The following is a 13,479-nucleotide window of genomic DNA, read 5'->3' as shown; positions in this document are numbered from 1 at the left end:
TCTTCCGTTGCCGGCGATGATGTCATTGTGCGCGTCGGAGATGAGGCGTTGACCTTGCAGCAACTCGTCTCTGAGATTCCGCCCTCGGTGCGTCGCAACCTCAGCGGCGAACAATTGCAAAGCCATGCCATGCGCTGGGCAAACCATCAATTATTGTATCAAGAAGCCAAGCGCCGCGGGCTTGATAAGCAAGCTGAATTGCAATGGCGGTTGAAGCGCGTGGAAGTCGAGCTGTTGGGCGACGCTCTGGTGGAGAAGGAGTTGAACAGCCGTGATTGGCAGGTGAGCGACGGCGAGATTCAAAAATTTTATAATGATAACAACGAGAGTTACAAGCGCGCGGAAGCCGAAATTCTCGTGTGGCACCTTGTCACCTCAAATCTGCAATCAGCAGACTCGCTGCGGCGCGCGCTTGCTGGCAATTCCGCGTTCAGCCGCCTGGCCCAGGAACGCGCACAAGCGCAAGGCGAAACGATCCCCTGGGAAATTTATTATCCGGAATCGGAAGTGCCTGAAGCCGCGAAAGAGATTCTCCGGCTGCGGCCGGGCGCAATCAGCTCACCCATCGCGTTTGAAGACGATTATCATTTGTTTTTCGTTGTTGAACGTTTTCGGCCCGAAAGCATTCGCCCGCTTCGCCTCGTGCGCGACGAGATCGCAGCCAAGCTCAAAGCGCAAAAGCAGGAAGAACGCTATCGCAGCCTGCTGGCAGAATTGGCCGCCAATATCAAAATCGAAAAAAACTTTCACCTACTCGAAAATTTCGTTGCGGACTCGATTGTGACCGGCAGTCCGGCGAAATAAACGGAGGCATTATGTTTAGCAAGTTGTCTGGGAATGTTATTCTGGAGCAAGCTGATATTTTGGGAGTTCAAAAAATAAAGCAAAGACACCCGGTCGCCAGGAAAGCGCGGCAAATCGTCCACACTCTTTTTTCTTCGGCGCCGCGCCATTTCATGTTTGTTTGTTTGCTCTTGACTCTAGTCCCGGTTGCGCAAAAAGCGAGCGCCCAGGAAGTTCTCGATCGAATCGTGGCCACGGTAGACGATAAGATCATCTTGCAATCCGAGTTGAGTCAATATGCTTATCAACTCGCGATTCAGATGGGCATCGACCCGCGGCGCGACGCCGCCAAATTCGACGCGCTGCGGACGAATGCGCTCGAGAGTCTGGTTGATCAAAAAGCCATGCTGGTCAAAGCGGCGGAGGACAGCGTGGTGGTGGATGAGCGCCAGGTCGATCAAGTGCTGGACGATCGCATTAAAGCCATGACGCAGCAGCTTGGTTCGGAAGAAAAAGTGGAAGAATATTTTGGCCAGCCCATGCGCAAGATTCGACGCACGCTGCGCCGCGACATTTCCGAGGGCATGCTGGTGCGCACGCTGCAGCAAAAGAAGTTTCGCGAGGTCAGAATTTCGCGCCGGGAGGTTGAACAGTTCTATCATGCCATGAAAGACAGCCTGCCCGGCATCAAAGAATCCGTAAGGTTGAGCCATGTTTTGTTGAACATCCAGGCGGGCGATGAAGCCACCAAGGCCGCACGCGCCAAAGCGGAAGAGTTACTCACGCGCATTCGCGCCGGCGAAAATTTTGCAGAGCTGGCCGGCAAATATTCCGAAGATCCGGGCTCGCAAAAGCGCGGCGGCGAGTTGGGCTTTATTCAACGCGGTGATTTTGTACGAGAGTTTGAGGAAGCGGCATTTGCCCTGCAGCCGGGTGAAATCTCCGGGCTGGTGCAATCGCAATTCGGTATTCATATCATTCAAATGATCGATCGCCGCGGCGAAAAAATCAATGTACGGCACATTCTTATTCGCGTCGCGATGAGCGCGGGCGACGAAAACCGTACCGCCGAAAAGCTCAAGAGCCTGCGCGAAGAAATCGTTTCCGGCAAAATCAAATTTGAAGACGCTGCCAAGCAATATTCCAATGACTTGACCACCAACGAGAAAGGCGGCGATCTCGGCTGGTTCGAGATTGATCAACTGCAAGTGCCGGAATTTATGGATGTAGCAAAGTCGTTGAAGCCCGGCGAGATTTCACAACCCATTAAAACCCAATTTGGCTATCACATCGTCCGCCTTGACGAACGCCGCGAGCCGCGCGACTTCAATCTTAAAGAAGATTGGGATCAGATTGAAGATATGGCGCTTAATTTCAAAGCGGAGCAGGAATTTCGCAAGTGGGTCGATGCGCTCAAAAAGGATTTGTATATCAAGATCGCCGATCAGAGCTGAGGCAAGCATGCAAATGGCAAAAGGCAGGATCAACCGTCCCGGCTCCTGGCGAGGTGAGGCGGCGAGCAAAAGAGCTTGGAAAAGCCCGCCCGCCCTCAAAAAACTGGCAGAGAAGAAAAGTTTTCAGCGTTTCGCTTCGCTGGGATTTCTGCTTCTGTGGGCAAATCTTTTTTTCCCGTGTTCCATTCTAGAGGCTCAAACACAGCCGCAAAGCGCTTTTACCATCGCCCGCGTCAAATATCGCGGCGGAGGCGATTGGTATAATGATCCCTCCTGCATACCCAATTTGCTGAAGTTCATGCGGCAAAACACGACTATGCATCTTGATCAGGATGAGCGCCAGGTGGCGTTGACGGATCACGAGTTGTTCGCCTATCCCATCATTTTTATGACCGGACACGGCCGCATGCAGTTCTCACCGGAGGAGGCGCAGCAATTGCGGCGTTATCTCACCGGCGGCGGTTTTCTCTATGCCGACGACGATTACGGCATGGACAAATTCTTCCGCGAAGAAATGGCTAAAGTCTTTCCAGACAAAAAATGGGTCGAGCTGCCATTCAGCCATCCGATTTATCACAGCCATTTCGAGTTCACCGGCGGCGTGCCCAAAACGCATGAACACGACGGCGGCCCGCCCAAGGCCTTTGGCTTGTTCCATGAGGGGCGCTTGATCGTCTATTACACCTGGAACACCAACATCTCCGACGGCTGGGCCGACCCGGAAGTACACGGCGATCCACCTGAAGTGCGCGAGCAAGCGCTGCGGATGGGCACGAATATTGTGGTGTATGCGTTGATGAATTAAAAAATCGGAGGTACGGTCAATACTTTATGCCCTCAACCAAAATCAAAAAAGTCGTTGCCAAAGTGAGCATCACAGAACAACCGTCTGATTATGCTTATTGGCAGACGCAATCGCACGAAGCGCGTATTGCGGCGCTGGAGCAGATCCGGCGGGAATATCACGGCTGGAGATACGGTGCTGAGCCAAGACTTCAAAGAGTTTATACAATCGTTAAACGATAATCACGTGCGTTATCTCGTCATTGGCGGATACGCGGTTGCGTTTCACGGCCATCCGCGTTACACCAAAGACCTGGACGTTTGGATCGATTTGAGCCAGGAAAACGCCGAGCGCATGGTTGCCGCGCTGGCGCAATTTGGCTTTGCTTCTCTTGGCTTGCAGGCCAAGGATTTTCTCGACCCGGATCAAGTCATTCAACTCGGCCATCCGCCCAATCGCATCGATATTTTGACTGCACTTGCCGGCGTGGATTTCGAGAACTGTTACGCAAAAAAAGTTCTGACGACTATCGACGGGGTTGAAGTTACTTTTATTGATTTGAAGAACTTGAAGGAGAACAAGAAGACGGTCGGACGCTTACAAGATTTGGCTGATTTAGAGAAGTTGAAATAATCAACTCCTGGTATGCTTTCTCAGAGAAGAGACAGGGGCTTTGATTATCAAGCTTATACGCGAAAATCGCCTCCAGATCCCGCCAAGATTCATCGAGGGACGAAGGCGCGCCAGCAACGTTTCAATGCGGCAGTTTCACGGCTTACCATTCGCATTGACGATGACGTACTCGTGCAGTTTCAACAGCTTACTCCGCAAGCACAAGGCTGCGAGAAGTTGATCGATCAAGCTTTGCGGGAATGGTTGTCTGCGAAAGGTGTGAAAGAGCTTGTGCGTGAAGAGTTGCAACAGAGTCTTGCCGGGTGCAAAGTGGTGCGAACCTGTCAAACAAAAGGTAGATAAGCCTCTAACGACTGAGTCTTGAGAACTGCTTCACGCGTTACGGTTATCAATTCATGGAATTTCAGAAGATCTTCCCGAGGTGCGCGAGCAACCGCTGCGGATGGGGACGAATATCGTGGTGTATGCGTTGATGAAATAAATCTAGTGGAGGAACGACCATGATTACTCGAGAAGCCATTATTAGCGAAATTGCGAAAATCCCAGAACCCCTTCTGGATGAATTATATCGCCTCATCAAGGCTTTTGAAGCCCAAAAAAGAGATGATAATGGCGAGCCGGAACAAAGCCTAATGGCAAAATTGCGCGGCATTAAAATTTCTGCTTCCAGCGACTTTTCTCAAAAGGTTGATTTGTATGCCTCGGGAGGCTCGCAGCAATGACCCGAACTTTTGTCGATACAGCATTTGTCGTTGCCCTGGTCAATTCGAATGATCAATATCATGCCAAAGCCCAAAATCTCTCTGAAATGTACGAGACAGAACCGCTCATTATCACCGACGTTGTTTTGCTCGAAATCGGCAATGCTTTAGCTAGAGATTACAAAAAAGAAGCAATCGAAATCATCGAATCTTTTCGTACGTCCAAAGAAGTTTTGATTGTTGAGCTAAGTCTTGACTTCTTCGACAAAGCTTTTGAGCTTTATAAAAAATATACTGATAAGGATTGGGGTATGGTGGATTGCATTTCATTTATCGTGATGCGTGAATACGAAGTCAGAAATGCGTTGACTTTTGACGATCATTTCAGGCAGGCGGGCTTCAACGTTCTCATGAAAAATTAGATGAGCATTGTATCATAATAACAAACAAATATGAACAAGCCTTCTGACGAAGCCAAAGAGCGTAAGCGTTATGAAGAAAAGACAAGCTTCTAAGTCTCGCGAGATCATGTCAGATGACATGCGTCCAGAATACGCTTTTGACTTCAGCAAATCACGCCCGAATCGCTTTGCCAATCGACCAATAAAACCGCTTCGAATCACGCGCATGCGCTGAAACTTTCGGAACAAAAAATATCTTTAGCACGCAATAAACCCACAATGTCCCTCCACGAAACCTATCTCGACCTCATGCGCCGCCTGCGCGAGTTGCGACGGAATGAAAACCGGCAGCTATGGCTCGCCCGGGTTGGTTTGTTTCTCCTCGCGCTTGCGGGAATCGCGCTTGCCGCACCGGTGCTGGCGCATGGCGTCGCTGCCAGCGAAACGTTTCGTTGGGCGCTGGCGTTGGCGTGTCTTGCTGCCCTTGGCTATGCCGTTTGGCGATTCGTCGCGCAGCCGATTATGCGTTCGCTTTCACAGCCGCGTGATGCGCAGAACATCGATCTCGCATTGCGTGTCGGCAATTTGCGAGATGAGGTGCATGATCGCTTTGCCAACGCTTTGCAAGTATATAGTGAATCTACACAAAATAATGTTAGCGACGTTCGCAAAGCGCTGGCGGCGTCAGCACTAGAGCAGGCTTATCAGCAAGTCCGCGGCCTTGATTTCGGGGAGATTATCGATCGCAAGACGCCGCGAAAACGCGCCTTGACCGGACTTGCTGCGCTTGCGACTTGCTTACTTGCCTGGGGCTTTGCGCCGAAATTTATGTCGGAAGGCGCGGCCGTCGTGCTCAATCCGCATCGCCAAATTCTCGAAACCGCAACACAATTTTCCGTCAAGCCTGGCGATGTCGAAATCGTCAAAGGCGAGGATTTGCTCATTAACACCCGGGTCAATCGCCTGACGACTGAGCAGGCGCAACTTGAGTGGCAGTCCGAGGGCGCGAAAGCTGCAAATCAAATTGCCATGAAAAGCTCCGGCAATTTGGAATTCACGCACAACATTGAACGTGTGCGTGAGAGTTTGCGCTACCGCGTGCAACTCGGCAAGGAAACCAGCCGTTGGTACAATGTCACGGTGGTTGAGCCGCCGCTGATTCGTTCGCTGCAAATCACCGTCAATTATCCAAACTACACCCGGCGTGAACCGCAGGTACTCCCAGAAAATCTCGGCGATATCGTTGCATTGCCCGGTTCGAAAGTCTCGCTGCGGCTCACTGCCAACAAAGAATTGCGCGCCGCGGCGCTGCAATTCAGTTGGGACGCGGCTGCGCCATTGCAAGTGAATGAAGAAACCGCCACGGGCGAATTCAAAATCGAAAAAGCCGGAACCTACGCCATTTCACTGGAGGACGCTAAAGGCCTGCGCAATTTCGATCCGATTCAATATCGCATCGAACTGGAAACCGATCAATCACCGAGAGTAACCATTACGTTTCCCGGCCAGGATGTCGATCTCGACGAAAGCATGAGTGTGCCGCTTTCCGTGCTTGCCGAGGATGATTACGGTTTTTCTTCGGCGGAAATTGTGTACGAGCATCTGTCGAGCCTGGGCGGCGAGCTGCAAAAAGGGCGTTGGCCGCTGCCGTTCAACGATCGCCATCAACCCAGGCTCACGCTGCAAACGATTTGGGATTTTACTCAACTCGACATGCAGCCGGATGATGTTGTGCGCTACTACGCTGAAGTGCGTGACAATGACGTGATTTCCGGCCCGAAATCCGCGCAAAGCCAAACCTACCAGGTTCGCTTTCCCTCGCTTTATGAAATTTATGAAGAAGTCGCGAGCGCCCAGGACGAGACTTCGCAGGATTTGCAGCAGTTGTATCAACAAGCCAAACAAACGAAAGAAAAGATCGACGAATTGGCGCAGCAGTTAAAGAAAGACCCGAATCCCGATTGGGAGCAACGGCAAAAACTCAACGAAACCGCGGGCGCCACCGAGCAGATGCGCGAAAGCGTGCAGCAAATGCAGGAACGGTTGCAGGAAATGATCGACACCATGGAGCGCAACGACATGCTCAGCCTCGAGACGCTCGACAAGTATCTCGAACTGCAAAAGTTGTTGCAGGAGTTGAATTCGCCGGAGCTGCAAAAGGCGCTGGAAGAAATGCGCAAATCCATGGAGAATCTTGATCCCGAAAAACTCGCTGAAGCAATGAAGAATTTTCAATTCTCGCAAGAAGAGTTTTTGAAGGGCATCGAGCGCACGATGAATTTGCTCAAGCAGGTGCAGACCGAGCAAAAGCTCGATGAAGCGCTCAAGAAAACCGCGGATTTGCTCGAACGGCAGGAAGAGATCACCGAACAAGCCGGGAAAAATCCGGACGCGAACGAACGCAACGATCTGGCGCAGCAAGAAAAGGGGTTGCAACAAGACAGTGAATCGCTGGAGCAGTCGCTGCAAGACTTGTCAAATTTGATGAACGAGTTGCAGCAGCAATCGCCGGCGCAGAAAGTCGATGAAGCGGCGCAGACGATGCAGGCCAACGATCTTGCCGGCGAAATGCAGCAGATGTCGGAGAATTTGCAGCAGGGACAAATGTCGCAGGCGCAGGAACGCGGCCGTCGCAATGCGCAAACGTTGCAGCGCATGCAGCAATCGCTTGCCGGCGCGCAAAAAGAAATGCGCGAGAGCCAGCAGCGTTACATTACGCAGGCCTTGCAGCGCAGCTCGAATGATTTGCTGCAACTTTCGAAACGGCAGGAACAGCTTGGCAGCCAGTCAGGCCAAATGCAAAATAATTCTGGCGAATCCGGCCAGTTCAACAACAGCGCAGATCAACAGCAGGAGTTGTTGTCGGGACTCAGCCGAGTGGCCGAGCAATTGTATGAAACCTCACAGAAAAGTTTTGCGATCACGCCCGAGGTGGCGCGTTCTGTTGGTCAGGCGATGAATCAAATGCAGGAAGCGCTGCGTCAACTCGAGCAGCGCAATGGCCGGCAAGCCGGCAATGCGCAGCGTCAGGCCATGCAGGGATTGGATCAGGCCGTCGCCGGTTTGCGCGACGCGATGCAGCAGATGGGCGGGCAGCAGGGCATGGGCATGAGTATGGAGCAGTTCATGCAGCGCATGCTCGGGCTTTCGGGGCAGCAGCAGGGCATCAATCAGGAAACGCAAGGACTCGGCGAACAGGGCATGAGCCAAATGCAACGCCAGGCAGCGATGGCGCGCATGGCGGCGCAGCAGGCGGCGGTGCAGAAAAGTCTCGAACAATTGATGCAGGAATTCGGCAACAAGGGCGAGATTTTAGGCCGGCTCGATCAAACCGCGAAAGATATGGAAGACGTTGTGAAGGATTTGCAGCAGCAGCGCGTCGATCGCCAGACGCTCGAGCGGCAGCAGCAAATTCTCTCGCGCATGCTGGACGCGCAACGCTCGATGCGCGAGCGCGATCACAGCAAGGAACGGCAGGCTGAACGCTCGAAAACCTATCGCAGCCTCGATCCCGGCGCCTTGCCGGGCGATCTCGGCGAGCGCAAAACGAAAATTCAGGAAGATTTGATGAACGCCCTGCGCGAGAAGTATTCGCGCGATTACCGCGAACTGATTCAGAAGTATTTTGAGGCGTTGGCGAGGGAGCAGGAGGAGGGGAAGAATTGAGATGAATGGTTATCAATCTTATCCCGGGCTTTCCGCTGTATTGAGAGTAATTTTATGGATACCTCATCAAGTACGACATGATTAAAGAATTGGACTTGGTCGTTCTCAATCACGACATCGCAGGCTATCCCTTAACGGGAGGCGATATTGGAACCGTCGTCAACTGCTACAAAGATAATGCCGCCTTTGAAGTGGAATTTCTCACGGCAGAAGGCAAAACCGTTGCGCTGCTCACGGTGACCGCAGATGAGATCCGCCCACGATTGTCGTCTGAGATTTTGCATGCCCGGGAAGTTGAGTCTGCATCTGTTTGAGATTATACAACAACATTCAATTTTAGCTCAATAAATGCGTTAGCTATATGCGCATTTTAAAAGACATTTACAATCGAGATGTTCGGCTGACTCAAGAACGTGAGGAACATTTCATTATCGACCATCCAGAAATGCGCGCCCAGCTTGATAAGCTTCGAGAAACTTTGTCTGCTCCCGAAAAGATTGTGCGATCAAAAACAGATTCTCAAGTCGAATTGTTCTATCGGCATTACGACTCAACACCCGTCACTCGAAAGTATCTGTGCATTGTCGTGAAAGCACCAGCAGAAGATACGTTCATTATAACTGCTTATTTCACTGACACGATCAAGAAAGGTGAGATTCTATGGCCAAAGAATTAAGAGTCTGGTACGATGAAGAAGGGGATTACCTCGAAGTTCTCTTTGAGGAAAAAGAGGGGTACTTTCGGGAAACGTCCAATGATGCAGTTATGGAAAAGGTGGATGGTATCGGGAACATCATAGGATTTTCCATCTTGAAACTCAGCGCTTTGCGCGGGCAAAAGCCGCTCGCGATGACGTTGGTGAGCAAGGCGGCGTAGCTTCAAAACCTTAGATTTTTGTTAAAACATGTAGCGCTGGCCAAATGCTAATGATTAAAAAAAATGCCCGCAACGCCGCAAAGCGGCAAAGGCTTCGTAAAGAATTTCTCTACGTTGTCTTTGCGTCTCCGCGTCACTGCGTGAGATTTTTGCTGTTGTCTTGTTTGTTGTTAACATTCAATCTTGCTGCCCAAAATCCCCAGCTCAACTCCGCACGCTTGAATCAGGCGCAAACGTTTGAACGGGTTGGGTATTTCGACCGTGCTGCAGAGATTTACAAATCGCTGTTCGAGTCCGATCCGCGCAACGGCATTTACTATCAAGGCCTCAAACGTTGCCTGATGCAAGTGCGGCGCTATGATGATTTGCTCGCCGCCATTCAGCGACGCCTGACGGTGGTGGACGATCTCAGCAGCCGCATCGACATCGGCGTGGTTTATTACAATCAGAATGATCAAGCCGGCGCCATCAAACATTGGAACGACCTGCTCAAGCAATATCCCGCCCCTGGAACGTACGCCAGTGTGGCCGCGAGCATGAAAGACAGCCGCGCCTTCGACGAGGCGTTGCGCGTGTATCAAGACGGCCGCAAGCGTTTCGGCCAGGAAAATTTGTTCGCGCTCGAGCTTGCCGATCTTTACGCCTCGCGTTTGGAGTATGAAGCTGCGGCGGATGAATATTTGCGCTATCTTGCTGCTGAAACGCGGCAACTGCCGTTCGTGCAGCGCCGCTTGGTCGAGCTGGCAAGAGGCTCCGAAGAGGCGGCGCAGCAAATCGAAAAAGCAGTGAGCCGGCATCTCAGCCAAACCTCCAATACCACTGACATGCGGCGCCTCTTGGCCGTGATTCTGCTCGAAAATAAAGAATACGCGCGTGCGCTGGCTGAATATCAAACTCTCGACAAGCTGGCCGGCGCCAACAATACCGGCGCTGAAATTTTCAACTTTGCCGAGCAGGTGCGTGCTGCCGGCGCGTGGGATTATGCCGAGCAAGCGTATCAACTGATACTCACCAATAGCTCGAAATCCCCGTATGCCAATCCGGCGATGATGGGACTGGCGGAGTGCTATCAGCAACAAGGCAAGCACCGCCTGGCGCTGGAAGCGCTGGAGAATCTTATTTCCAAAGCCGGGACGAATGTGCGCAATCCTTGGGTCCTTCGCGCCATGCTCGAACAGGGCGACATTCAATTCACGCATCTGAAAGACATGGCTGCTGCCATTGCGGTTTACAAAAAAATTTATGACACCGCTACTGAACCCAACAGCAAGGAACGTCTCGACGCTGTCTTTCGCCTCGGTGATTGCCATCTCGCGTTGGGCGAGGTGGCGCAAGCGGTGAATTGGTATGAAACGGCGCGGCGCTTGGGCGGCAATCGGCCGGGCGTTGGTGACAAAGTGAAATTTGCGCTCACGCGCCTGGAGTTTTATCAAGGTCGTTTTCGCAATGCGAAGAACATGCTGGAGGGTATTGTGGCGCAGCCCGCCAAGGGCAATCCGGAAGAGAGCATGGTGAATGATGCGCTGGAAATGCTGCTGCTGATTGAAGCCAATTTTGCGGACAGCGCCGGCGCTTTGCGGAGTTATGCGCATGCCGAATTTCTCAACCTCAAGCAGAATCGCCGCGCGGCAATCGATACGTTGAATGATCTCATTGAAAAATATCCCAACGCGGGAATTCTGCCGCAGGCGATGTATCATCTCGGCTCACTCTACGCCGAAGAGGGGCAATACCCCAGCGCCGTAGCGACGCTGCAAGCCGTAACCGAAAAGCATGGTGAAAGCATTGTCGGTGATCGCGCGCTGTTCCGGCTGGCTGAAATTCACGCAGACAAAATGCAGGATTATCCGCAGGCGCAAAAGTTATTTGAGAAGCTGTTGGAGACATATCCCAACAGTCTTTATCTGGAAGAAGCGCGGCGGCGGGTGCGGAGCTTGTCGGAGAAGGTGAGGCCGATGTAGCAGAGCAATTTACTCTTGTTCATCAGGATTGATGACGGCGAGGCCTTCGTTGGCTGCGGCGCTATTCAATACTTTATCGGAGCCCAGGAAGGTGACGTTTCTACCATTGGAAGCGCGCAGTGAGCTTTGCAGTTGCAGTGCCGTAGCCAGTTGCACTGAATCGTATCCTCGCAAAGGGTATTTGTCGATCAGTTGCATGGCAAAATCAATAATCGCATCTGAGACCGCGAGGCGCGAAAAAAATCCAGAAAAATCTCCTTGGAAATTTTGGCGCGCTACAAAAACCTTTTCTGGGGTTAGATCACCGATGCGAAGACGTCGATACAGGGCGGACAAAACCTCGGGTCCAGCAATCTTGGTGATCATGGCATCACCAGCGTCCGTCTGCTGGCGAAGATTTTTCATGTATGCCGTACCGGTTTCCTCGACATAGATTTTGACGAGTGCGCTGCTGTCACAATAATAAATCACCTCGGGCCTCGATCTTCGATGATCGTCTCGGAAAGCGGCTTTCCTTGTATTGTCACCGTCTTTACTTCCGGAAAAGGCTTGCCAAGGTTGTCGGGATTGTATTCTAATTCCAAGCCCTGCTCTTCCAGTTTTTTATACAGGGCGAGTATTTCCTCGCGCCGGTTCGGCCGCGGCACGGTGACGTAGACTTCCGTCCCCTCTGCGAGGCGCAGCGGTTCGACAGGCTCGATGACACCGTTGCGATAAATGCCTCGAATGGTTTCACTCATAACCGTTCTCCTTACTTTGGGACGGAACAATGTCTTGATTTTTATCCCAAAATGCAAGCGTGGTAAACCGGTATATAAGCCCTGGGGCGTCGCAGCGCCCAACATTCGTCTCGAATGCGTGATTGACTTTATCAAGAGAGATAAACAAAATGCCTCGTTTCAGCAGTTTTATCCGGGCCGCTTTTGTTAGCTTTTACATTTTGGCGCCGCCAGCGTTCTCACAAAAAACGCTGATCTACATGGATTTGCAGCAAACCGATCATCTCAAAGCTTATGGCGTTGCGTATTGGGCATTGGATCGTGGCATCAACGTAGAATGGCTGCTCAATTATCGCGGCGGCTCATTTATGCTGGATCAGTACGCTGAAATTGAGCGCGAATGCCGGGTGCGGGGCGTGGCGTTTCAAAATCTCGGCGGCGGGCAAGCGGCGCAAATTTATGCCGAGATTGAAGGCGCAAACATGGAAGTCGTGCTGCTGGAAAAAGCGCCGGCTATCGCCATTTATACACCGCAGAACAAACAAGTTTGGGACGATGCCGTGACGCTGGCGTTGGAGTATGCCGAGATTCCCTATACCACGTTGTGGGATGAAGAAGTGTTGACCGGCAAACTTGACGAGTATGATTGGCTGCATTTGCATCATGAAGATTTTTCCGGGCAGTACGGGCGGTTTTATGCAAGCTATCATTCCGCAGCCTGGTATCAGGAAGAAGTGATCAAGAATGAAGCCATGGCAAAGAAGCTTGGTTTTAACAAGGTGTCGGAGTTGAAGAAAGCAGTTGCGCGCACAATCAAGGAGTATGCCGCGCGCGGCGGATTTTTGTTTGCCATGTGTTCCGCCACCGACACCATTGATCTCGGCCTGGCGGCGAGAAACACCGACATTTGTGCGGCGATTTTCGATTACGATCCGCCCTCACCCAACTGTAAGCAGGAGCTGGATTACAATGAAACCCTGGCATTTACGAATTTCACGCTGGAAATGAACCCGATGGTTTACGAGTTTTCGGATATCGACTATCCGCCGAGTTACAATCCCGGCATGCGCAGCGCGGAAGCGGATTTTTTTACGCTGTTCGAGTTCTCCGCCAAATATGACCCGGTGCCGGCCATGCTCACGCAAAATCACGTCTCAGTGGTGAAGGGTTTCATGGGGCAAACCACCGGCTTCAAGCGCGAGCTGATTAAGAAATCTGTGACTGTTTTGGCGGATGTGCCGGGCACGCCACAGGTCAAGTACATTCACGGCAATGTTGGCCGCGGCACGTTTACGTTTTATGGCGGCCATGATCCGGAGGATTATCAGCACATGGTCTATGATCCGCCGACGCAGTTATCCTTGCACAAGAATTCGCCCGGGTATCGTTTGATTCTGAATAATATTTTATTCCCGGCGGCGAAGAAGAAGAAGAGAAAGACGTGAGTTTTGCTGCGTTGCTCAGGAGACAATATTTCTCTTCGTTGTCATTCAGTTGGAAT

16 protein-coding genes are annotated in these 13,479 nt (G+C 51.8%); 14 read left to right on the top strand and 2 right to left on the bottom strand.

Features of this window, described 5'->3' with window-relative positions; translation table 11 throughout:
• From FBQ85_01995 to FBQ85_01935, 13 genes are all read left to right on the top strand, one after another.
• Window positions 1–804 (top strand): hypothetical protein (locus FBQ85_01995; protein ID MDL1873936.1); only part of this gene is annotated, 804 nt, incomplete at its 5' end.
• Window positions 805–815: 11 nt separating this feature from the next.
• Window positions 816–2,237: a parvulin peptidyl-prolyl isomerase gene (locus tag FBQ85_01990; protein MDL1873935.1), complete on the top strand. Its 1,422-nt coding sequence runs from the start codon at window positions 816–818 to the stop codon at window positions 2,235–2,237.
• A gap of 13 nt (window positions 2,238–2,250) precedes the next feature.
• A complete protein-coding gene (locus tag FBQ85_01985) occupies window positions 2,251–3,042 on the top strand; it encodes a DUF4159 domain-containing protein (GenBank protein ID MDL1873934.1) in 792 nt (263 codons plus the stop codon).
• Window positions 3,043–3,083: 41 nt separating this feature from the next.
• Window positions 3,084–3,263, top strand: a complete 180-nt coding sequence (locus tag FBQ85_01980) for a hypothetical protein (protein ID MDL1873933.1) — start codon at window positions 3,084–3,086, stop codon at window positions 3,261–3,263.
• Complete coding sequence (locus tag FBQ85_01975; protein ID MDL1873932.1) at window positions 3,217–3,654, top strand: hypothetical protein; 438 nt, start codon at window positions 3,217–3,219, stop codon at window positions 3,652–3,654. Before FBQ85_01980 ends, FBQ85_01975 begins: the two co-directional genes overlap by 47 nt.
• A gap of 12 nt (window positions 3,655–3,666) precedes the next feature.
• Window positions 3,667–3,996 carry a hypothetical protein gene (locus FBQ85_01970; GenBank protein ID MDL1873931.1) on the top strand — a complete coding sequence of 110 codons (330 nt, stop codon included), beginning with the start codon at window positions 3,667–3,669 and terminating at the stop codon, window positions 3,994–3,996.
• 158 nt (window positions 3,997–4,154) lie between these two features.
• A complete protein-coding gene (locus FBQ85_01965; protein MDL1873930.1) occupies window positions 4,155–4,376 on the top strand; it encodes a hypothetical protein in 222 nt (73 codons plus the stop codon).
• Window positions 4,373–4,777, top strand: coding sequence for a type II toxin-antitoxin system VapC family toxin (locus FBQ85_01960; GenBank protein MDL1873929.1), 405 nt, complete (start codon window positions 4,373–4,375; stop codon window positions 4,775–4,777). The genes FBQ85_01965 and FBQ85_01960 overlap by 4 nt, the downstream gene beginning before the upstream one ends.
• Window positions 4,778–5,035: 258 nt before the next feature.
• A complete protein-coding gene (locus FBQ85_01955) occupies window positions 5,036–8,422 on the top strand; it encodes a DUF4175 domain-containing protein (protein ID MDL1873928.1) in 3,387 nt (1,128 codons plus the stop codon).
• A gap of 77 nt (window positions 8,423–8,499) precedes the next feature.
• Entirely contained in the window at window positions 8,500–8,736 is a 237-nt protein-coding gene (locus tag FBQ85_01950) for a DUF4926 domain-containing protein (protein ID MDL1873927.1), read from the top strand.
• A gap of 47 nt (window positions 8,737–8,783) precedes the next feature.
• Window positions 8,784–9,098: a hypothetical protein gene (locus FBQ85_01945; protein MDL1873926.1), complete on the top strand. Its 315-nt coding sequence runs from the start codon at window positions 8,784–8,786 to the stop codon at window positions 9,096–9,098.
• On the top strand, window positions 9,083–9,298 hold the full coding sequence (locus FBQ85_01940) for a DUF2283 domain-containing protein (GenBank protein MDL1873925.1): 216 nt from the start codon (window positions 9,083–9,085) through the stop codon (window positions 9,296–9,298). The genes FBQ85_01945 and FBQ85_01940 overlap by 16 nt, the downstream gene beginning before the upstream one ends.
• Before the next feature lie 44 nt (window positions 9,299–9,342).
• Window positions 9,343–11,259: a tetratricopeptide repeat protein gene (locus tag FBQ85_01935; protein MDL1873924.1), complete on the top strand. Its 1,917-nt coding sequence runs from the start codon at window positions 9,343–9,345 to the stop codon at window positions 11,257–11,259.
• A gap of 9 nt (window positions 11,260–11,268) precedes the next feature.
• On the opposite strand, the gene FBQ85_01930 is transcribed toward FBQ85_01935, so the two are convergent.
• Entirely contained in the window at window positions 11,269–11,730 is a 462-nt protein-coding gene (locus tag FBQ85_01930; GenBank protein ID MDL1873923.1) for a type II toxin-antitoxin system VapC family toxin, read from the bottom strand.
• Entirely contained in the window at window positions 11,727–12,134 is a 408-nt protein-coding gene (locus tag FBQ85_01925; GenBank protein ID MDL1873922.1) for a DUF104 domain-containing protein, read from the bottom strand. Before FBQ85_01925 ends, FBQ85_01930 begins: the two co-directional genes overlap by 4 nt.
• 14 nt (window positions 12,135–12,148) lie before the next feature.
• Between FBQ85_01925 and FBQ85_01920 the strand changes: the two genes are divergently transcribed.
• A complete protein-coding gene (locus tag FBQ85_01920) occupies window positions 12,149–13,423 on the top strand; it encodes an asparagine synthetase B (GenBank protein ID MDL1873921.1) in 1,275 nt (424 codons plus the stop codon).
• Window positions 13,424–13,479: the final 56 nt, after the last annotated feature.

The organism is Cytophagia bacterium CHB2 (assembly GCA_030263535.1).
Taxonomy (GTDB): Bacteria; Zhuqueibacterota; Zhuqueibacteria; order Zhuqueibacterales; family Zhuqueibacteraceae; genus Coneutiohabitans.
This window is presented reverse-complemented; position numbering and strand designations above follow the sequence as displayed.